At 68.7% G+C, this 20571-nt stretch carries 19 protein-coding genes and 1 pseudogene; 11 read left to right on the top strand and 9 right to left on the bottom strand.

The window, feature by feature from the left end; translation table 11 throughout:
* Nucleotides 1-34: 34 nt before the first annotated feature.
* The 4 genes from BCL67_RS12620 to BCL67_RS12610 all read left to right on the top strand — a co-directional run bounded on the left by BCL67_RS12620 (nucleotide 35) and on the right by BCL67_RS12610 (nucleotide 2576).
* Nucleotides 35-847 (top strand): sulfite exporter TauE/SafE family protein, encoded by an 813-nt coding sequence (locus BCL67_RS12620; protein WP_106123775.1) that lies wholly within the window; start codon nucleotides 35-37, stop codon nucleotides 845-847.
* Nucleotides 848-948: 101 nt separating this feature from the next.
* Nucleotides 949-1149 (top strand): hypothetical protein, encoded by a 201-nt coding sequence (locus BCL67_RS15240; RefSeq protein WP_146131160.1) that lies wholly within the window; start codon nucleotides 949-951, stop codon nucleotides 1147-1149.
* A gap of 32 nt (nucleotides 1150-1181) precedes the next feature.
* Nucleotides 1182-2123, top strand: coding sequence for an aldo/keto reductase (locus BCL67_RS12615; RefSeq protein ID WP_106123774.1), 942 nt, complete (start codon nucleotides 1182-1184; stop codon nucleotides 2121-2123).
* Nucleotides 2124-2126: 3 nt separating this feature from the next.
* Nucleotides 2127-2576 (top strand): N-acetylmuramoyl-L-alanine amidase, encoded by a 450-nt coding sequence (locus BCL67_RS12610; protein WP_106123773.1) that lies wholly within the window; start codon nucleotides 2127-2129, stop codon nucleotides 2574-2576.
* A 24-nt stretch (nucleotides 2577-2600) separates the two neighbouring features.
* On the opposite strand, the gene BCL67_RS12605 is transcribed toward BCL67_RS12610, so the two are convergent.
* The 6 genes from BCL67_RS12605 to BCL67_RS12580 form a co-directional block, all read right to left on the bottom strand.
* Nucleotides 2601-3755 carry a glutamate--cysteine ligase gene (locus tag BCL67_RS12605; protein WP_106123800.1) on the bottom strand — a complete coding sequence of 385 codons (1155 nt, stop codon included), beginning with the start codon at nucleotides 3753-3755 and terminating at the stop codon, nucleotides 2601-2603.
* Between the two features lie 238 nt (nucleotides 3756-3993).
* Nucleotides 3994-4803, bottom strand: a complete 810-nt coding sequence (locus BCL67_RS12600; RefSeq protein ID WP_181256003.1) for an aldo/keto reductase — start codon at nucleotides 4801-4803, stop codon at nucleotides 3994-3996.
* A gap of 9 nt (nucleotides 4804-4812) precedes the next feature.
* Nucleotides 4813-5142: a hypothetical protein gene (locus BCL67_RS12595; protein WP_106123771.1), complete on the bottom strand. Its 330-nt coding sequence runs from the start codon at nucleotides 5140-5142 to the stop codon at nucleotides 4813-4815.
* Nucleotides 5142-6911 (bottom strand): Ig-like domain-containing protein, encoded by a 1770-nt coding sequence (locus BCL67_RS12590; protein WP_106123770.1) that lies wholly within the window; start codon nucleotides 6909-6911, stop codon nucleotides 5142-5144. Before BCL67_RS12590 ends, BCL67_RS12595 begins: the two co-directional genes overlap by 1 nt.
* A gap of 146 nt (nucleotides 6912-7057) precedes the next feature.
* Entirely contained in the window at nucleotides 7058-7483 is a 426-nt protein-coding gene (locus BCL67_RS12585) for a hypothetical protein (RefSeq protein ID WP_106123769.1), read from the bottom strand.
* Nucleotides 7484-7783: 300 nt separating this feature from the next.
* Nucleotides 7784-8371: a TasA family protein gene (locus tag BCL67_RS12580; protein WP_146131158.1), complete on the bottom strand. Its 588-nt coding sequence runs from the start codon at nucleotides 8369-8371 to the stop codon at nucleotides 7784-7786.
* Nucleotides 8372-8513: 142 nt separating this feature from the next.
* On the opposite strand from BCL67_RS12580, the pseudogene BCL67_RS16080 reads away from it, so the two are divergent.
* The 5 genes and pseudogenes from BCL67_RS16080 to BCL67_RS12560 form a co-directional block, all read left to right on the top strand.
* Nucleotides 8514-8708 (top strand): annotated as a pseudogene (locus BCL67_RS16080) (response regulator); the annotation flags it as partial.
* A 107-nt stretch (nucleotides 8709-8815) separates the two neighbouring features.
* Nucleotides 8816-9286, top strand: coding sequence for a winged helix-turn-helix domain-containing protein (locus BCL67_RS16075; RefSeq protein ID WP_308738005.1), 471 nt, complete (start codon nucleotides 8816-8818; stop codon nucleotides 9284-9286).
* Nucleotides 9279-10538: a sensor histidine kinase gene (locus BCL67_RS12570; RefSeq protein WP_181256002.1), complete on the top strand. Its 1260-nt coding sequence runs from the start codon at nucleotides 9279-9281 to the stop codon at nucleotides 10536-10538. Before BCL67_RS16075 ends, BCL67_RS12570 begins: the two co-directional genes overlap by 8 nt.
* Nucleotides 10539-10591: 53 nt before the next feature.
* Nucleotides 10592-11503, top strand: a complete 912-nt coding sequence (locus BCL67_RS12565) for an NADP-dependent oxidoreductase (protein ID WP_308738004.1) — start codon at nucleotides 10592-10594, stop codon at nucleotides 11501-11503.
* Nucleotides 11504-11655: 152 nt separating this feature from the next.
* Nucleotides 11656-13863 (top strand): catalase, encoded by a 2208-nt coding sequence (locus tag BCL67_RS12560; RefSeq protein ID WP_106123766.1) that lies wholly within the window; start codon nucleotides 11656-11658, stop codon nucleotides 13861-13863.
* A 153-nt stretch (nucleotides 13864-14016) separates the two neighbouring features.
* Here the strand turns inward: BCL67_RS12560 and BCL67_RS12555 are convergent, their stop codons facing one another.
* From BCL67_RS12555 to BCL67_RS12545, 3 genes are read right to left on the bottom strand one after another with little or no spacing between them, the layout of a single operon-like run.
* On the bottom strand, nucleotides 14017-15219 hold the full coding sequence (locus BCL67_RS12555; RefSeq protein ID WP_106123765.1) for an aromatic ring-hydroxylating oxygenase subunit alpha: 1203 nt from the start codon (nucleotides 15217-15219) through the stop codon (nucleotides 14017-14019).
* A 40-nt stretch (nucleotides 15220-15259) separates the two neighbouring features.
* Nucleotides 15260-16504: an NAD(P)/FAD-dependent oxidoreductase gene (locus BCL67_RS12550; protein ID WP_106123764.1), complete on the bottom strand. Its 1245-nt coding sequence runs from the start codon at nucleotides 16502-16504 to the stop codon at nucleotides 15260-15262.
* Nucleotides 16501-16848 carry a bifunctional 3-phenylpropionate/cinnamic acid dioxygenase ferredoxin subunit gene (locus BCL67_RS12545; RefSeq protein ID WP_106123763.1) on the bottom strand — a complete coding sequence of 116 codons (348 nt, stop codon included), beginning with the start codon at nucleotides 16846-16848 and terminating at the stop codon, nucleotides 16501-16503. Before BCL67_RS12545 ends, BCL67_RS12550 begins: the two co-directional genes overlap by 4 nt.
* 155 nt (nucleotides 16849-17003) lie before the next feature.
* Between BCL67_RS12545 and BCL67_RS12540 the strand changes: the two genes are divergently transcribed.
* The gene (locus BCL67_RS12540) at nucleotides 17004-17780 is read left to right on the top strand and encodes an IclR family transcriptional regulator (protein WP_106123762.1); all 777 of its coding nucleotides are present in this window, start codon (nucleotides 17004-17006) and stop codon (nucleotides 17778-17780) included.
* Between the two features lie 162 nt (nucleotides 17781-17942).
* Nucleotides 17943-20570: a GcvT family protein gene (locus tag BCL67_RS12535; RefSeq protein ID WP_106123761.1), complete on the top strand. Its 2628-nt coding sequence runs from the start codon at nucleotides 17943-17945 to the stop codon at nucleotides 20568-20570.
* Nucleotide 20571: the final 1 nt, after the last annotated feature.

Genomic DNA, 20571 nt, shown 5'->3' with positions numbered 1-20571 from the left:
CAGCCGCCCTGCGCGGAGTCTATAGGCTGGTCCGATGGTCGAAATGGAGGCGCTCAACTGGGCGCTGCTCGGAGTGGGCGCCCTGGTGGTGGGCCTGTCGAAGACGGCGCTGCCCGGGGGCGGCACGCTCGCCGTCGTCCTCTTCGCCATGGCCCTGCCGGCGCGGGAGTCCACCGCGGCGCTGCTGGTGCTGCTCATCGTGGGGGACCTCTTCGCGATCTCGATGTACCGCAAGACCGTGGACTGGGCGATCCTGCGCCGACTCATCTGGCCCGTGCTGCTCGGCGTGGCGGTGGGCACGGTCTTCCTCGGTATCGCCTCCGACGCCGCGGTGCGCCGGGTGATCGGCGCGATCCTGCTCGCACTGCTGGTCTTCACGCTCCTGCGTCGACGCCGGGAGGCCCGGCATCAGGCAGGCCAGCAGGCACCGAGCCAGCAGCCGGCACCGAACCAGCAGGCAGCGCAGGACCAGGTCCCGAGGTCCGGACGTCCGCGGGCCCGGGTGGCTGGCTTCGGCTACGGCTGGCTGGGCGGGTTCACCACAATGGTGGCCAATGCCGGGGGACCGGTGATGAGCATGTATCTGCTGGCGATGCGTCTGGACGTCAAGACCTTCCTCGGCACCGCTGCCTATTTCTTCTTTGCAGTGAACCTGGTGAAGGTTCCGTTCCAGATCGGCCTGGGGCTGTTGAACACCCAGATCTTGAGCATCGTCCTGGTGCTGGTGCCGCTGGTCGTGGTGGCCGCGTTCCTCGGTCGCTGGATCGCCGGACGCATCTCGCAGACGGTCTTCGAGCGTCTGGTCCTGGGTCTCACCGCCGTCGGTGCCGTGAACCTGCTCCTCTAGGCGGGATCGGGGGCGCGCCCCTGAACAGGCTCTCGAAGGTTCGCCTTGTACCGCATCTGAACGCCCGGTAGGTTGCGAGAATGCACTTCTCCCGCCGCAAAATGATCACAGCTGCCGCCGCGGGCGCCACCACCGCCGGTGTCACCCTCGTGTCCGCATTGCCCGCCTCTGCCGCACCGCGCCGCCGGTACCGGACCCGGCCGAGTCCGCGCATGCGGCGCCAGCCCACCGAATACGACAGGGCGCGCAAGCAGGAGAATCCGTCGAACAACCTCGGCTGCCCGCTGGGGAGGGGATTCTGATCGCTGCCTCATCAGGGACCGGGTCCAAGAACGTGCTGGGCACTACCGGTATCGAGGTCTCAGGCCTGTGCCTGGGCGCCAACACCTTCGGCTGGACCAGTGATCGAGACACCTCCTTCGAGGTCCTCGACGCCTACCTCGCCGGTGGCGGGAACTTCATCGACACCGCAGACAGCTACTCGGCCTGGGTCGAGGGCAACAGCGGCGGTGAGTCCGAGACGATCCTCGGGGAGTGGCTCGCCGACCGCAGCAACCGGGATGACGTCGTCATCGCCACCAAGGTGAGCCAGCATCCCGAGTTCAAGGGACTGTCCGGGAGGAACGTCGCGGCCGCCGCGGATGCATCGCTGCGACGCCTCCGGGTCGAGCAGATCGACCTCTACTACGCGCACTTCGACGACGAGCAGACCCCCTTGGAAGAGACCGTCGCCGCCTTCGAGGAGCTCGTCCAAGCAGGCAGGATCCGCGCCGTCGGACTGTCGAACTACTCGCCTGCGCGGATCCGAGAATGGTTCGAGATCGCTCGGCGCACCGGGGCGAGCCTGCCGGTGGCGCTGCAGCCGCACTACAACCTGGTCCACCGCAGGGACTTCGAAGCCGGCACGAGTGAGCTGGCACGGGAGGAGGGACTGGCGGTGATGCCGTACTTCGCGCTGGCCTCTGGGTTCCTGGCCGGGAAATACCGCCGCCGCGAGGATCTCGACGGGGCGGCGCGCGCCGGAATGGCCGGGAAGTACGTCTCCGAATCCGGCGCCAGGGTCCTGGAGACCCTGGAGGAGATCGCGGATCGACTCGAGGTCGAGATGCCCACCGTGGCGCTGGCCTGGCTGCGGACCCGCCCGCAGATCCTGGCTCCGATCGCCAGCGCCCGCACGACTGCACAGCTGCCGGCCCTGCTCGCCGGAGCGCAGCTCGATCTCACCGCGCAGGACGCGGACGCGCTCACCGCCGTCTCACACGATATGGAGAACTGACCCGTGAAGCAGAACGTGATCTGGAAGACCTCCCCGAACTTCTCCACGGGCCGGGGCGGCACCGCGGTGGACCGTATCGTCATCCATTACATCGTGGGCAACCTCGCGGCCTGTGACGCCACCTTCCTCAACCCCGACTCCCAGGTCAGCGCCCACTACGGGATTGGAGAGGGGCGGATCCACCAGTATGTGAGCGTGAACAACACCGCCTGGCACTCCGGGAACTTTGCCTTCAACCAGCGCAGCATCGGCATCGAGCACTCCGCGGACCCAAACCGCGCGCCCACCACCCAGACGCTGAACATGTCCATCGCGCGCTGTGTCACGCTGTGCCGGCAGTTCAGGCTGAATCCGCTCACCGCGATCGTCCCGCACGAGTCAGTGGTCCCCACCGCCTGCCCGGGCACCGTGGACTGGGAGTACATCCGGGACCGCACCGCCGTCCTGCTCTGAGCCTCGAGCCGACCGACGGGGCGATCATTCCTCCCCGGCGTTCACCGGTTCGCGCCGGAGGGCCTTGGCCTTCGGACTGATCGGTTCACTGACCTCATGGGTGGAGTGCAGCGCGGCAGCGACGACGTCGCGGAGGTCACCTGCGTGGCGGAAGGCCTCACGCTGGTGGTAGGCCCCTGTCCCGTTGCGCAGGATCTCACTGATCAGCGAGTCCACCTGGCGGTCCTCCCTGTACTCCGCGAGGACCGGCGCAACGGTGTCGATCAGCCGCGTCACCACCTCCCCGGCGGGAGCCGGCATCGCGGTGTACGGATCCACCAGCAGCGACTCGACCCCGCAGCGACTGGCCCGCCAGGTCCAGGCCCGAAGCACCGCGGTCTCCACCAGCAGCGGGGGCACCCCGGCTCGCCAGTCCCGGGCCGCCGTCTCCACCAGGGCACGGGTCAGTGCGGCGATCACCGCAGCGTGCCTGGCGAAGAGGCAGACGTCGGGGACCCGGATCTCCACCGTTGAATGGCGGTCACAGATGCGCGCGTCGAAGTAGAGCATGCCTTCATCGAGCGGCACCCGGGACCGGAGCAGGGATTCCCGCTGCCGGTCGTAGCGCTCGATGCTGCCGAAGAGATCGGGCGGCCCGGTGTTCGGCCAGCGGCTCCAGGTCTGATAGCGGTAGCTGTGGAAGGCCGTGTCGTCGTCCTCCCAGAAGGGGGAGTTGCTGCTGAGTGCCAGCAGCGTGGGCAGCCAGACCCGGATCCGGTCCAGCACCGCCACGCCCTCGGCCCGCGAGTGGACCAATACATGGATGTGCAGCCCTCCGGTGAGCTGCTGCCGGGCGGTGATGCCCGCCCACCCGGCCATCTGCTGGAACCGGTGCTGCGGAACCAGGTGAGGGGTCACCGCCCCGGGCACGGTGGCCAGCGCCACGACCCGGCCGCCGAACTCGGCGGCGCAGGCGTCCGCCCAGGCGCGACCGGTCTGGATGCTCGCCAACTGGCCGCTCAGCGTGCTCTGCGGCGGATTGACCACCTCGAGCTGCTCCTGCTGAAGCTCTGCGGTGAGCTCGTGGCCGCTGTGGGCGCGGAAGCTGTTGCGCTCCGCGACCTGCCACCCCAGGGGCAGGGGAGTCAGCTCGGATTCGTCCACCAGCAGCAGCTCTTCTTCAACGCCAAAAGTTCGCACGAACACATCCTTCACCCTCGAAGGTCATTCGGGAGCGACACTGATCGCGGTGGACAGTCAGGCCCCCACCAATGACTGCTGCACAGTGCCCAACCCCCGCGGATGAGGTGAGCGTACCCCCGAATCTCCGCCGATATAAGAGGCCAACGGGGCCCGAGGCCGGGGTCCTCGTTCAGGCGCAGGTCAGAACCGTATCGACGTCGAAACCTGCCGCTTCTGAGGCTCGGTCCGGGGGTGTTCAGCCGGTGAAGGTGTCAGGGTGACCGCCCCGTCGGCCGTCCTCACCCTTGTCCAGCGCGGTGATGGCGGCCATGTCCGCCTCGCCGAGCTCAAAGCTGTAGATGTCTCGGTTCATCGCGATCCGCTCGGGGCTGTTGCTCTTCGGGATGGCGACCACTCCGCGCTGCAGATGCCAGCGCAGCATCACCTGTGCGGTGCTGACCCCGAGTCGCTGCGCGATCCCGGTCAGCACCGCATCGCCGAACTGATCGGTACGGGCCAGCGGGCTCCAGGCCTGGACCACGATCCCGCTCTCCCGGCAGAAGCTGCGGACCTCATCGTTGGGGAAGTAGGGGTGCATCTCGACCTGGTTCACCGCCGGGGTCTCCCCGGTGGCGTCGATGAGGCGCTCAAGCTGGGCCGGGGTGAAGTTCGAGACGCCGACGGCGCGGGCGCGCCCGTCCTCGGTGAGCTGCAGCATCGCCTTGAAGGTGTCCACGTAGTCCACGTCGAGCATCGGCATCGGCCAATGCATCAGGAACAGGTCCACATAGTCGAAGCCCAGCGTCTCAAGGGACTTTGCGAAGGTCTCCCGCACGGCGACCGGATCGTGATTGCCGTTGTTCAGCTTGGTGGCGACGAAGACCTCGGCACGGTCGACCCCGGAGAGCCTCACCGCGTCCCCGACCTCGGCCTCGTTGCCGTACATCTGCGCGGTGTCCAGCAGCCGGTAGCCGGCATGCAGTGCCGAGACCATGGCCTCGGTGGTGGCGCTGCCGGTGCCGAATCCGATCTCCGGCATCTGAGTTCCTGAGGTGAGCTCGATCATGAGCAGATCCTACGCGCGCTGGCGGTACGGTTCCGTGTCCTGACCGGGGCTCGGCCGCAGACGAGACCGGGTGGAGCTCAGCACCAGCATCAGCAGGGTCGAACAGGAGAGCGCCACGAGCAGGACCTCGATCCAGCTGGGCGCACCGGGTGCGCCTTCTCCTGGCAGGCCCACAGCGGTGACCAGGAGCAGCCCCACCAGAGTGCACAGCGCCACGGCGGCGAAGCCTGAGAGCACGGTCAGGTAGGCCGTCTCCTCCAGCTGCAGCCATCCGTTGATCCCATGAGCAGTCGCCAGCAGCGCGGCGCTGATCGCGGCGAGCTTCGCGGGGCGCCGCATCAGAACCGACCCGAGATCGTGATCGGGGATTCTGACACTGGAGTGCCATCCGGACTGCTGGCCGATCGAGATGGCGTCCACTGCATCGTGGAGGCCCCTGACGTGGTGAGCAGGCTCTGGGTGCCGCTGCCGGGGGATTGGAGGGTGACATTGATCAGCGTTCGCGACACTCCGTTGAAGGAGCTGATCGACGGGGTCATCGTGGCCTGGAACGTGGCGGTCCGGCCTGAGCCGATGTAGTTGGCTCCGAGGTTCACCGACCCGAGGTTGACGCTGCTGCCGCTCCGAGTGATGTCGATGATGTCTGAAGCTCCGTTGTCCCGCACATTGACCGTCACTGGTCGTGCCCCTCCGGTCCACCCGGGACTGATCGAGCTGAGGCTGACCTGATCGCTGTAGACGAAGTTCACGAAATCACCCTGATCGATCCTGCCTGCGGTGCGTCCGTTCGTCACCTGAAGGCTCAAGGCTTCGAGCACGGCGTTGTCGACCCTTGATCCGGTGGTCACGTTGGAGATCGTCTCGGCGCCGTTGCCGTCGGTGAGCACCGCGCGGAAGGAGTAGGTGCCGTTGTTCACGCGCGTGGAGTCCCAGGTGCAGGCGTAGGGCCACCGCGTCACGGTGCAGGCGGTGGTCCAGCTGTTCGTCCCGTTGAGGGAGTGCTGGATCTGGACCGAGCCGACGCCGGCGGTGGAGCTGGCGCTGGCCAGCAGGAGACGGGTTCCGGTCAGCGTCGAGCCGGGATTCACCATGGTGACGGTCGAGACGGTGTTCTTGATCGTCCGATTCGTCACGGCTGCTGAGGTCGCGGTGTTGCCGGCCTGGTCGGTGGCCACGGCGCGGAAGCTGTAGGTCCCGTCGGTGAGCGTGCTGGTGTCGTACTCGCAGGAGTAGGGACTGGAGGAGTCGGTGCACAGATCTGTCCAGCTGCCGCCGGCTGCGGCGTACTGGATCCGCACCTGGGCGACTCCCGAGCCGCCGTCGGTGGCGGTGCTCTCGAAGGTGCGCGTCCCGCTCAGCGTCGCGCCGGGGTCCTTCATGGTCACGCTGGGGGCGGTGTTGTCCACGCGGATGCCGCGGACCACCTCCGAGCGGACCGTGGCAGCTCCCGCGGTGGCCGTGGCGCGCAGATCGTAGACGCCGTCGGGCATGGCCACGGTGTTCCCGCTGCAGGTGTACGGGGAGCTGAGATTGGCGCAGGCGCTGGACCAGCGGTCGGTCCCGGTGGGCGCGAACTCCACGTCGACCCGGTACGCGGTGGAACCCGCATTGTGCAGCGTGGTCGTCAGCGTGGCGGCGCCGCGAATCGTCTGGCTCGGTGCGCTGAGAACCACGGTGACCTTGTTCGCCACGGTCGTGGTGGCGGCCTCTGAGGTCGCGGTGTTTCCGTGCGTATCGGTGGCCACGGCGCGGAGGCTGTGGGTGCCGTCGTCGCCGTCCTTGGTGTTCCAGGCGCAGCGATAGGGAGCCGCGGTGGCGGTGCACAGCTCGGTCCAGCCGGTCGCGTGGGGACCGCGGTGTTCGATCCTGACGCTGGCGATCGCGGAGTCGGCGTCGGTGGCCGCGGCGGAGACCGTGGTGATGTCCCGGACTGCGGAGCCGGGGCTGTTCATGGTGACCGTGGGGGGAGTCCAGTCCGCAGCGGCCCGGATCGTGCTCTCGGCGGTGCTTGAGGTGGAGGTGAACGCCGCGGTGGAGAAGGTCGGCGCCGTCTGGCCCAGCAGAGCGGTCACCAGCGTGAGCAGGACCAGCAGGGTGCGTACCTTCATAATCTCCACAGGCTTCCATTCAGCGATTCGGTTCACAATCCAGCCTAGAGATCCACGGGTCACAGACATCCCACAGAAACCGCCGTCTAGACCACAGGAAAGTAACAAAACCCCCGTGGAAGGGGACGGATCAGCGGCTCGGTGTCTCAGTTCTGGGTGACGGAGGACAGCTTGGGTGCGCCGACGTCTGTCTGCGCCGTCGGGCCGCGCAGCGCCCGGACCACCTCGATGAGACTGAGCACCCCCACGACGCCTGCCGGGATGCCGATGATCAGCATCCGGATCTCACGGTCCGCCAGGGCCAGGAACACCCAGCCGAGACCGGGAACCGTGGCCTCGACCCGCGCCTGGGTCGGATCGTCGAGGCCGAAGACCCAGGGGTCGTCGGAGGAGTTGGCGTCTCCTCGGGTCTGGAAGACCGGATCCTCGCCGCTGGTGTCGATGTCGACGATGCGGTGGGTGACCAGCTCGGTGATCCCGGAGTCTGGGGGGAGGCAGGTAGGTGATGATGTCGCCCACCGCGAGTTCTTCCACCGGGACCGTCTCGGCGAAGGCCAGGGACCCGCGTTCAAAGGTCCCCGACATGGAAGCACCGGTGATCACATAGCGCTCATATCCGGCAAGACCGGGCAGCAGGAAGATTCCGGCGAGCAGGACGGTGGCGATGACCGCGAGGTTGACCAGCATGCCGAGCGCCTTGCCCGAGGTGCGGCGCAGGCGGTGGGCCTTCATCTGCTGAGTCATCATCGGGTCCCTTCAGGAATGATCGGCGGCTGGGCGTGATCGGGCGTGGCGCTGAGCTGGTGTTTTGTTGAACCGACTGGCGTGACAGTGCGGCGGGCCCGGATGCAAGGTGCGGGCCCGCCGTGAGATCACTGGTCGTAGGTGGTGGCCTCGCCCTGGATGGCGTCCCACTTGTAGGTCGCCGTGGCGGTCTTGCCCTGCTCCTTGTCGTCGGCACTCTGGGCCAGCGTCACCGAGAAGGTGAACTCGCGGGAGGCTCCGGCCTGCCAGGTGCCCAGGTCGAGGGAGCCGGCGGTGGTGAGCTCGCCGAAGGTGCCGTTCCAGACCGGTGCGGTCTTGCCGGCCTCGGTGATGGTCAGCTGCAGGTTGGACTTGTCGACGAAACCGTTGGTCGCCTCCTCGGTGAGCTTGAAGGAGGCCGGCAGTGAACCCGTGTTCTCGAGCGTGACGCCACCGTTGATGGTGTCGCCTGGCTTCAGGCCGTCCAGGTCGAAGATCGCCTCACCAGCCTTGGAGTTGCTCTGGGTCAGTGTGCCGGTGGTGTAGGCGTTGCCCTCGTTGACCGAGCTGGAGGTGAAGTCTGCGCCGGAACCGACCACCAGGGCGGCGGCGGTGAGCAGGCCGGCCAACGGCAGCAGCACCCGACGACGCCGGGAGCTCGACTTGACGGGGGCGGAGGTCTCGGCGGCGGCAGCGGTGGATGCGGTGTTCTTCATGGGGATTCTCCTGAGAAGCGATGTGGTCGAGGTGATGACAACAACGCTACGGAGACCATTGCCACAGCAGCCCTACAGGGTTCCTTCAAATTTGCTTCAAATCTGCCACAGTTGTGCAACAGGGGTGCGCTAAGCTCCGAACGTGGCCCATCACATACTTCTCGTCGAAGACGACGACGGCATCGCCCTGCCGCTCACCCGCGCCCTGACGCGGGAGGGCTATGCGGTCCAGCGCGAGGCGGCCGGCGAGCCCGCGGTGCTGCGCGTGGGTCAGGACGCGGTGGACCTGATCATCCTGGACCTCGGCCTGCCCGACATCGATGGGCTCGACGTCTGCCGCCGGGTCCGGGAGAACGGATTCGCCGGGGCCGTGCTGATCCTCACCGCCCGGGGGGGGCCGAGATCGACCGCGTCGTCGGCCTCGACGTGGGAGCCGACGACTACATGGCCAAACCCTTCGGGCTTGCCGAGCTGCTCGCCCGGGTGCGCGCCCTGCTGCGCCGGAGCCAGCCGGTCGCCGCTGCCGCCCCAGACTCGAGTCCTCCCGGCGCGCGGCCCACCGCCGCCCCCACGCAGAACCACCAAGCCACTCATCCCCGCCGGGTGCCGCGCGAGGACACCAGGGTGTCGGTGGACACCAACGCTCGACAGGCATTCGTCGGTGGCGTCGAGCTTCCGCTGACCGCCAAGGAGTTCGATGTGCTGGCCGTCGTGGACGCCGAGCGTGGCGCCGTGGTGACTCGCGAAGAGCTCATGGAGCAGGTGTGGGACGCGAACTGGTTCGGATCCACCAAGACCTTGGATGTCACCATGGGTCGGCTCCGGCACAAGCTCGACGCTGCACAGTGCAGCAGCCAGATCGTCACCGTGCGCGGCGTGGGGTTCAGACTCGAAGACCTCATCCGCAGTGCGTGAACGACTCCTGGTCGCCTTCGGCACACTGATCCTGGTGATCGTCGCGCTCTACGGGATTCCCCGGGCCTATTTGCTGGCCGATGGCGTGGAGCAGGTCCAGTCGGACCAGCTCAACCATTCAGCGGACTTCCTCGCCGAGCTGATCCCGGAGCGCGCCAGCACCCAGGGTGTGGACCAGGAGTATCTTGCAGGACTGCTCGAGGAGTCTGAACGGATCGAGCACCTCGACGCCGAGGGTGAGCTGATCGTCGAAGCCGGGGAGCAGCTGCCCGAGCATGGCAGCGACATCGTGGCGACACGTGAGCTGCCCCAGGGGCAGGAGCTGATCCTCACCCGGTCCGGGCTCCACGTCCAGGACAGCATCGCCGACGCGCTGACCCCGGTCGTGGTCATCGGCGTGGGTCTGACCCTGAGCGCGGGCATCGTGTGTCTGGTGATGGCGCGCAAGCTCTCCCGTCCCTTCCAGGACCTCGCCGCCGCCGCCCGCCAGCTGGGCAGCGGCAGATTCGACCTCGAAGAGCGCGACTACAAGCTTCCCGAGGCCCAGGCCATCGGCTCCGCGCTGACCAACAGCGCGCGACAGCTTGAGCAGCTGCTGGAGCATGAGCGCGAATTCGCCGCCAACGCCTCGCACCAGCTGCGCACCCCGATCACCGCGCTGCGCCTGGAGCTCGAAGACCTCACCTACTGGCCGGAGACGCCTCCAGCGGTGTCGGCGCAGCTCACCCACTCGCTGGGCGAGCTGGACCGGCTCAGCGCTGCCGTGACCGAGCTGCTGGAGCTGGCCCGCGGACAGCGGCTCGGTGACGGTCACGCCGTCGACCTGCCGGAGCTCCTGCAGGACTACGCCTCCCGCTGGACGCGACTGGCCGGGGAGCGTGGTCGCGCACTTGCGGTGACCGTCCCGGAAGAGCTGACCGCCGTCATTCACGAGGGGCCGGTCGCGCAGATCTTCGACGTGCTCATCGAGAATGCGCTGACCCATGGCAGCGGCACCGTGGAGCTGCGCGCCGAGGACGCCGGAACCCACCTGCGGCTTAGCGTGGCCAACGAAGGGCCTCGACCGGAGCGCACGGATCTCTTCGAACGCCGCGTCACCCAGGGCTCGGGAGAGGGGATCGGGCTCGCCGTCGCCTCTGAGCTCGCCACTGCCGTCGGAGGCACGCTGCGTCTCGAGTCAGGACCCACCACACGCTTCGTGCTGATGCTCCCGCAGGCTCAGGGCCGGATCCCCACGACGTCAGGGATCTGAGCGAGCGCGGAATAGAAACTGCTTCCCGAGGGGTTGCCATGACTATGCGTGCAATGAGCTATTCAGAATACGGCGACCCCCAGACCCTAGAACTCACCGACCTCCCGCTGCCGAAGGTGGCACCCGGAGCGGTCCTGATCAAGATCGAACGAGCCTCCGTGAATCCGGTGGACTGGAAGCTGATGTCCGGTGGGCTCGACGGGCTGATCGACGTCGTCTTCCCGGTGATCCCAGGCTGGGACGTCTCCGGGGTCATCGAGGCCACCGGCCCCGACGTGCCGGAGTTCTCCGCCGGTGACCGCGTCGCCAGCTACGCCCGCAAAGACTTCACCCACGGGGGGACCTACGCCGAGTACGTCTCGGTGCCTGCCACCTCCGTGGCCCGCATCCCCGACGGGGTCGACTTCGACTCCGCCGCCGGACTGCCGCTGGCCGGTCTGACCGCGCAGCGCTCGCTGGAGACCCTCGAGGTCACCGCCGAGGACACGCTGCTGATCCACGCCGCCTCCGGCGGGGTGGGCCACCTGGCCGCCCAGCTCGCCGTGGAGCGCGGGGCCACCGTGCTCGGCACCGCGTCCGAGAAGAACCACGCGAAACTGCGCGAGCTCGGCGTGACTCCCCTGAGCTACGGCGAGGGCCTAGCCGACCGGGTGCGCGAGGCCGCGCCCCAGGGCGTCACCACCGTGGCCGACTTCGTCGGCGGCGTGCTCGAGGACACGCTGGCAGTGCTGACCGAGGGAGGCCGGCACATCTCCGTGGCCGACCCCACCGTCGAAGAGCACGGCGGCCGCTGGATCTGGGTCCGCCCCGACGGCGACCGACTCGGCGCGCTCCTGGACAAGGTCGCCGCCGACACCCTGCGCGTGGCCGTGGACCGGGTCTTCCCGCTTCAGGAGTCCGCCGCCGCCATGGAGGCCAACCAGTCAGGATCCAACGGCAAGATCCTCATCGATACCACCCGCTGACGCATCCCCGGTCGGCAGGGCGCCTCACGCGCCCTGCCGACCACCAGCCAGCAGGACTAGCCTGATCACGTGAGGTCTCATCCCAGGGGGAGAGGACCAACCGGTTCTTCTGTGAGACCAGCTCTGGTCGAGAACCACAGAGAAGAGTTGCCATGAACGACATCCACATCCCAGGCGCGCCACAGGCCGAACCGCCCACCGAGGGCCAGCCGGTCACGCCCCGCGGACCGCTAGAGCCCAAGCAGGACCAGCGCGCCGCCGCGCCGGTCAGCCCCACCGGCGCCGAGGTCCCCGGCAGCGACGCCGGACGGGTCCAGCAGGGCGAGTACCTGACCACCGCGCAGGGCGCCCGCGTCCGCGACACCGACCACTCGCTCAAGGCCGGCAGCCGCGGGCCGGTCCTGCTGCAGGACCACCACCTGCGCGAGAAGATCATGCACTTCGACCACGAGCGCATCCCGGAGCGCGTGGTCCACGCCCGCGGCGCCGCCGCCCACGGCGTCTTCGAGTCCTACGGCACCGCCGGTCACCTCACCCGGGCGAAGTTCCTGGCAGAGAAGACCACCACCGAAGTGTTCACCCGCTTCTCCACCGTGCTCGGCAGCCGCGGCTCCGCCGACACGGTCCGCGACACCCGCGGCTTCTCGACGAAGTTCTACACCGAGGAGGGCAACTACGACCTCGTGGGCAACAACATCCCGGTGTTCTTCATCCAGGACGCGATCAAGTTCCCCGACGTGATCCACGCCGGCAAGCCGCACCCGGATCGGGAGATCCCGCAGGCGCAGAGCGCCCACGACACCTTCTGGGACTTCGTCTCGCTGCACACCGAGGCGCAGCACCACGCCATCTGGAACATGTCCGACCGCGGCATCCCGCGCTCGCTGCGCATGATGGAAGGCTTCGGCGTCCACACCTTCCGGCTGATCAACGCCGAGGGTGAGTCCTCACTGGTGAAGTTCCACTGGAAGCCCAAGCTCGGCGTGCACTCCATCACCTGGGAAGAGGCGCTGATGACCAACGGCGTGGACCCGGACTTCCACCGCCGGGACCTGGCCGACGCCATCGAGGCCGGCGCGTTCCCGGAATGGGAGCTCGGCGTGCAGGTCTTCTCGGACAGCGAGGACCAGATGTTCCATGGCATCGACCTGCTGGATCCGACCAAGTTCATCCCCGAGGAGCTCGCCGAGGTGCAGCTGCTGGGCAAGATGACCCTGAACGCGAACCCGCAGAACTACTTCGCGGAGACCGAACAGGTCGCCTTCCACCCGGGCCACCTGGTCCCGGGCATCGAGGTCACCAACGACCCGCTGCTGCAGGGTCGGCTCTTCTCCTACCTGGACACCCAGATCACCCGCCTGGGCGGACCGAACTTCGCGCAGATCCCGATCAACCGGCCCCGCGCGGCGGTCAACGACACGCTCCGCGACGGCTACCACCAGACCGCGGATCACGCCGGAATCGCGCCGTACCACCCGAACTCCTTCGACGGCGGAAACCCGTACCCGGTCAAGGACATCTCGGAGACCTCCGATGCGCCCAGCGCGCTGATCGACTTCCCGGAGCCGGTGGCCGAGAGCGTCAAGGTGCGCGCGAGCCCGCAGAGCTTCGACGACCACTACACCCAGGTCACGATGTTCTACCGCAGCCTCACCCGCACCGAGCAGCTGCACGTCATCCAGGCGTACACCTTCGAGCTGGCCAAGTGCTACGAGCCCACCATCAAGGAGCGCCAGCTGCAGCAGCTGACCCACATCGACGCTGATCTCGCGGCCGGTGTGGCCGAGGGCCTCGGACTTCCGGTACCCGAGCCGCTGCAGGCCCCGGTGGAGCCCGAGCTGCTCAGCCCCACGCTGTCCCAGATCGGCGGCACCTGGCCGATCGAGGGCCGGCTGGTCGGCGTCGTCGTCGATGAGTCCAGCGACATCGACGCGATCCAGAAGCTCCGCAAGGCGATCGACGCCCAGGACATGGTGCCCCTGGTGGTCGCCCCCACCGGTGCGCCGCTCTCCGACGGCACCCCGGCCCAGCGGACCTACCTGACCGCACGGTCCATCGAGTTCGACGCGATCGTCTTCCTCACCGCCACGGCCGCCGGCGCCGCCGGTGCCAGCCCGGACACCGACCACAAGCTCGGCGACCCCACGGGCGACCCGAAGGTCGATCCGCGGCTGACCCTGATGGCCGCCGAGGCCTACCGCCACGGCAAGGCAGTGGTGCTCCCCGAGGGCTCCCCGCTGCTGGCCGCCAGCGGCATCTCCGCCACGGCGCCCGGCGTCCTGGTGGGTACACCGGAGAAGCTCGCGGAGGACCTCTTCACTCTCATGGGCGCCCACCGCGCCTGGGAGCGCTTCGCCTGATCCCAGACCGTCGAGGTCAGCCCTGGTCAGCTCCGGCTGAGCACGGCTGGCCTCGACCGGCCCGGTTCAGACCAGCGGACGACCGCCGCCGAGCTGCGTCTGACGGCCGATCTGGGTCGAACGGCCGATCTGGGTCGCACGGGCGAACTGCAGCTACGATCCGATCCGGTCCGCCCACCACTGGTGGAACTCCGCGATGTGGTGCTCGCTGGGGACCAGCGCTCCGCCCTCCTCGTACGCCCGCGAGGACATATTGGGCTGGGTCTGCTCGCAGGCCTCGAAGTCCTGGAGGTTGACCCGGTGGAAGAGCTCCACCGATCGCGAGATGTCCATCCGCTGTTCGATGACCTCGGGCAGGAACAGCCAGTCGCATTCCACGATGGTCTTCGACGCCGAGATCGGGTACATCCGGTGGAAGATCACGTGATCGGGCACGGTGTTGATGAACACCTGCGGGCGCACGGTGATGGCGTAGTACTTGCGGTCCTGCTCCGGCGCGATGGCCGGCAGCGCCGCGACGCCGGCGGAGCCGTCCACGGTGAAGCCCTGCACCTGCGCGCCGAAGGAGGCTCCGTGGATCTCGTCCTTGGCCTGGGACGCCCAGCCTTCGGCGAACTCCGGGATCACCTCGGTGAGCTCGGGGTGGATCGTCGCGCAGTGATAGCACTCCATGAAGTTCTCGATGATCAGCTTCCAGTTCGCCGCCACCTCATAGCGCCGGGTCTCACCGACCCGCAGCCCCTCGACGCCGTAGTTCTGCAGGCTCTGGACCTCGCCGAAACGGGTGGAGACCTCCGCCATCACGGTCTCCTCGAACGACGGCGGGGCGCTGGGCCCCGGGGAAGCGCCCCCGGCCGCGCCATCCGCAGCACTCTGAGCGGGGCTCCCCGCAGATCCGGTCACACAGACCCACACATAGCCCAGCCATTCGCGCACATGCACGGTCTTGAGCCCATATTCCCCGCGATCCACATCCGGCATCGAGGTCAGGTTCGGTGCGGCGACGAGCTCACCCTCAAGCGCGTAGGTCCAGGCGTGATACCCGCACTGCAGGGTCTTGGATCTGCCCTCCGCCGTGGTGCAGACCCGCATGCCGCGGTGTCGGCAGACGTTGAGATAAGCCTTGATCCCGGCCTTGCGGGTGCGCACCACGATGATCTCCTCACGACCCACCGTGACCGTGCGCCACTGTCCCGGACTGGCCAGGCTCTCGACGCGCAGCACGGCGTTCCACATCTTCTCGAAGATCTCTGCCTGTTCGCGCCGGAAGATCTCCGCATCGGTATAGGCGGACCCGGCGGGAGTCGGTTTCAGCGAGGTGCCGCTCAGCGGGGTGTCGAGCTGGTCGATGATCATGGGTTCGTCCTTCGTGAGGGGCAGGGGGGGCTGCGCGGATTCAGGCGGCCAGCGCGGCGGGGCGGACCCGGCGCGAGCGACGCCAGCGCACGACCTCGCGAAGCCGATTCATGCCCAGGATTCCGATCTCGGTGCCATCGCGCAGGTAGCTCACCAGCAGGTCGCCAGACTCGATGGTTCCCGCCAGCACCTTGACCTCATCAGCGAGGGCCAGCATCCCGGCGGCCTGGATCGTTACGTGATGCTGGTCTGACCAGAGGTAGGGCTCCTGCATGGGGGAGGGGATCCCGCCGAGCAGGGCGGAGGCCACCGCCTGGGCCTGGTCCACGGTCTCCTGCCAGTGCCCGACCGGACGCAGCCCGGTCCGCTGGGCCGCCCACAGCGCGCAGTCTCCTGCGGCCCAGACTCCGGGGATCCCGGTGAACCCGGTGTCGTCGGCGAGCACCGCCCCGGTCACGGGGTCCAGCGCGACGGCGCTGCGCGTCAGCCACCCGGTGGCGGGGACTGCGCCCACGGCGCTGATCACGACGTCGGCCTCGATGCTCCGGCCGTCACTGAGCGTGATCGAATGCGGACCCGGTGCCTGGCTGCCCTGCAGTGCCGCTGGCTGGCGGGCCTGCGGCCTCACTGACCGGCAGCCGTCGGCTGCCGCGGGCACCGGGTTCACGCTCAGCGCGCGGGCGGAGCCGAGGAAGCGCACGCCGTGCTCCTGATGCAGGCGGTGCAGCGCCTGGGCCACCGGCTGGCCCAGCCGGCGCAGACCCGGCAGCTCCTCCCCGGCGATCACCGTGACGCTGCCGGCACCGCGGGTGGTGCACGTCGCGGCGGTCTCCAGGGCCAGGAATCCGCCCCCGATCACCGCCACCCGGGCGCCGGCCAGCGGTGCGGCCCGCAGCGCGGCGGCGTCCTCCACGCTGCGGATCGCATGACCGCCCAGACGTCGAGCCTCGGCGCCGGTCGCGATGACCACCGCGTCGCCCAGGTAGAAGGTCCCCGAGGCGGTCTGCACGCCCAGCGGCTGCGTGGAGAGCCCGATCACCGCATCGGACCGGACCCAGCGCACGTCCAGCGGGTCGGAGGGGTCATCGAGATAGAGGTCGCAGAGATCCGTGGTGCCGCACAGGTAGGCCTTGCTCAGCGCCGGGCGGTCATAGGCGGGATGCTCTTCGGCGCCGAGGATCGTGATCGGACCGGTGTGGCCCTGGGTGCGCATCTGGCGCGCCGTGTAGTAGCCGGCCAGCCCGGCGCCGATGATCAGGAGGTGACCGTCTGGGGCGAGGCTCATCGGACTTCCACCCCAGGGGGCAGCTGCGGGGCCGCCGTGGAGAGCTCCACCAGCACCTCCCCGTCCTGCACGGTGACCTGATGCACTCGCACGCCTCGCTTGGCCGGGGGCTGATCCACCTCTCCGGTCCGCAGGGAGAAGGTGCTCTCATGCAGCGGGCACTCCACGCGGCAGTTCTCCACCCAGCCCGCCGCGAGGGAGGCGTCCTGATGCGTGCAGGTGTCGTCCAGTGCGTGGACGGTCCCCTCCTCGGTGAGGAACACGGCGATCGGCGGGCTCACGCTGCTGATGCGAAGCCCTTCGCCGGGAACCAGGTCATTGATGGAACAGGCTCGGAAACTCAATTGCCTTCACCGCCACTCAGGGATACTGTTGCATATAGTGCAACAACGTTCGTGTTGCACAACAAAAGTATGCAAGGGGCCCCCGAGGGGGCGTCAAGGGGTTGGCCGAAATTGAAGACGAATTCATCAGGACGAAACGAATCAGAGGTGCTCGCATGAGTGAAGTCCAGTCAGTGGATCGTGCGGCCCAGATCCTGCAGCTGCTCAGTGCAGAGTCCCCGCTCAGCGTCAGCGAGATCTCGCGTCGACTTCAGGTCCACCGCTCCACGGCCTCGCGGCTGATGTCCACCCTGGAGTCCCATGACCTGGTCGAGCAGGAGGGTCAGCGAGGGGCGTATCGGCTGGGGTTCGGGCTGTTGCGACTGGCCAGCGCGGTGACTGCTCGGGTGGATCTCTCCCGGGACGCTCAGGTGTGCTGCGACGCCGCCGCGGCCTCGTTGAACGAGACGGTCAACGTCGCGATCCTCGACGCGGGCTACGCCGTGACGATCACGCAGACCGTGGGACAGCGGATGGTCGGCGTCGCCCGCCAATACGTCGGTCAGCGGGCTCCGCTGCATGCCACCTCCACCGGCAAGGTTCTGCTGGCGTGCTCGCCGGCCGCGGAGCAGAATCGGGTGCTCGGCGCACCGCTGCAGGCGTTCACCGCCTCCACCATCACCGCACCAGAGGTGCTCGCGGCCGAGCTGGCCGCAGTGCGTGAGCGTGGCTGGGCCTCCGCGGTGGCGGAGTGGGAGGAGGGCATCAATGCCCTGGCGGTGCCGGTGCGTGGACCGCAGGGCGCGGTGGTGGCGGCGTTCTCCACCACGGCGCCGGCGTTCAGGCTGCCGGAGTCCGCCTTCGCCGAGCATGTGGAGATGCTCCGGGAAGCCGCCGGGGAGCTGGAGTCTCGTCTGGGGTTCCTGCCCGGTCCGCGATCCTCGGGCGACTGACCTCGGCCATGGGAGGCTCGTTTCCGGCGGGTTAATTCTCGCTGGGCTCTTGTCCGGGTCCCGCCGTATCCCTAGGCTGGTGCGTAATACACAGTGGCGTTGCGAATTAAGCAACGCGAGCTGGAGGTTTGCACGGCCGATGGACGGACGAGGGAGCAAGGGATGGCGCAGCACTCCAAGGGTCCGCGGGTAGTGATCGTGGGCCTCGGCGTCGTCGGCGCCGCGGTGGCCGATGAGCTGGTGCTGCGCGGCTGGACCGATGTCACCGTCGTCGAACAGGGCCCATTGTTCGAGACCGGCGGATCCAGCTCGCACGCGCCGGGATTCGTCTTCCAGACCTCCCCGAACCGGGCCATGACCCAGCTCGCGCAGCGCACGCTGGACAAGTTCGACGGTCTGAGCGTGAACGGCGAATGGGTCTCCAAGCGGGTCGGTGGGATCGAGCTGGCCAGCACCGAGGCGCGGCTGCGGGACCTGCGCCGTCGGGTCGGCTTCGCCCAGTCGTGGGGAGTGCCGGCCGAGCTGATCTCGCCGGAGCAGATCGCTGCGCTGTGGCCCGGCCTGGACACCACGGGTCTGCTCGGCGGACTGCACACCCCGACCGATGCGGTGGTCAAAGGGGTGCGGGCGGTGGAGTTCCAGGCTCGGCGCGCGCAGGCCGGGGGAGCCCGGCTGCTGCCCTGGACTCGGGTCACCGCGGTGCACACGGCTGGCTCGAAGGTGACCGGCGTCGAGGTCAGCCCCGTCGAGGCCGGAGGTGCCGGAACCACTGAGAGCCAGGGGCCCGCCGAGAGTCGAGGAGCTGTCGAGACCCAGACGCTGCCCGCGGACATCGTCCTGCTCTGCGCGGGGCTGTGGGGACCCGGGATGGCGCGCGATCAGCTGGGACTGGCGCTGCCGATGCTGCCGGTGGAGCACGGATTCGGATTCAGCCTGTCCACCTCCACCGGGGTCGAGGCCGCCACCGAGGTCGTCAAACCGATGCTGCGCCACCAGGACTTCGCGATGTACCTGCGGGAGTGGGGGGACCGGATCGCCGTGGGCGCCTACGAGCATCGTCCGCTCCCGGTGGCCCCGGAACAGATCGCGTGCGCAGAAGACTTCGCCCGGACCGGGATCCATCCCGCCATCCACCCGTTCACCCCCGAAGACTTCGCCCCCACCTGGGCCGAGGCGCAGCGTCTGCTCCCGCAGCTGATCAGCCGGGGCCCGGGCATGGCGGGACTGGACACCGCGCGCAGCTTCAACGGGATCTTCTCCTTCACCCCGGACGGCGGACCGCTGCTCGGCCCCGTCCCCGGCACCGCGGGGCTGTGGATGGCCCAGTCGGTCTGGGTCACCCAGTCTGCCGGCGTCGGCCAGGTGATGGCCGACTGGATCACCACCGGAGACCCCGGCATCGACACCCACGGACTGGACCTGAGCCGCTTCGACCCGGCGGTGGTCTCGACCCGCTGGGCCCGCGAACAGGGCGAGGAGTCCTACGACGAGGTCTACGACATCATCCACCCCAGGGCCGCCACGCTGCGGATGCGAGGGCTGCGCACCTCCGCGTTCCACGCCCGGCACCGGGACCTGGGCGCGGTCTTCGAATCCGCCGCCGGCTGGGAGCGGCCGCTCTGGTTCGAGTCCAACCAGGAGCTGGGCGAGGCGCTCCTCGGTGACCAGCCGCTGCCGGACCGCGACGACTGGAGCGCGAAGCATTGGAGCCCGACCGTCGCCCGAGAGGCCCGGCACCTGCGCCAGCACGTCGGGCTGGTGGACATGTCCTCGCTGCCGCGGCTGTGGCTGCACAGCGCGGGGCACCCAACAGCCGACGACGCCGCAGCGGATCCCGAGGCGCATCCCGATACGCACGGCGCCACCGGCTTCCTGCTGGACCTGCACGCCCGCGGGCTGCTCAGCCGGCGTCCGAGCAAGACCGTCGGCGGCATCGTCTACGCGCTGCTCCTCGATGAGCGCGGCGGCGTGCTCTCCGACATCACGCTGGCGCGCACCGGGCCGCAGAGCTACCACCTCGGCATCAACGGGCCATTGGACACCGCCTGGCTGCAGGCCCGCATCGCGGAGCGTGACACGGCCCCGGGTGAGGGTCTGCAGCTCACCGATGCCGGCACCGGCGCCTGCGGGCTGGGCCTCTGGGGACCGCAGGCGCGCGCCGTGCTGCAGAGTCTCGTGGACGAGGACCTCGCCGATGAACACTTCAGGTTCTACCGGGCACGGCAGCTCCGGGTGGCCGGGGTCCCGGTGCTCGCCCTGCGGCTGAGCTATGTCGGGGAGCTCGGCTGGGAGCTCTACGCGCCGGCGGAGTTCGGCGGGTACCTCTGGGACGCGCTGACCGAGGCCGGCCAGGCGCACCAGATCCGCCCCGTCGGACGCCGGGCCTTCGAGAGTCTGCGGGTGGAGAAGGGCTTCCGGCTATGGGGGACCGACATGACCCGGGAGCACACTCCGGTCGAGGCGGGGGTGGACTTCGCCGTCGCGGGGACAGCCGAGCCCGGAGCTGCTGCGCCGCGGCGTCGGCTGCACGCTCTGGTGCTCGAGGACTCCGCGCGCGTCGTCCTGGGCCACGAACCGGTCTTTGCCCGTGGGGGCTCCGCTCCGCTGGGCTATGTCACCAGCGCGGACCAGGGATATACGGTGGGGGAGTCCATCGCCTACGCCTGGTTGGACGGCGCGGGGCACAGCATCGGCGAGCCGGTGGAGATCGACTATTTCGGGGAGCGGCTGCCCGCCGTCGTCGCCGCGGAACCGCGCTTCGATCCGCGCGGCACCAGAATGAGGGGATGAA

It is taken from the genome of Nesterenkonia sandarakina (genome assembly GCF_003003175.1).
Lineage (GTDB): Bacteria > Actinomycetota > Actinomycetes > Actinomycetales > Micrococcaceae > Nesterenkonia > Nesterenkonia sandarakina_A.
The sequence above is the reverse complement of the archived record's forward strand: the minus strand, read 5'-3'. Positions and strand labels throughout refer to the sequence as shown.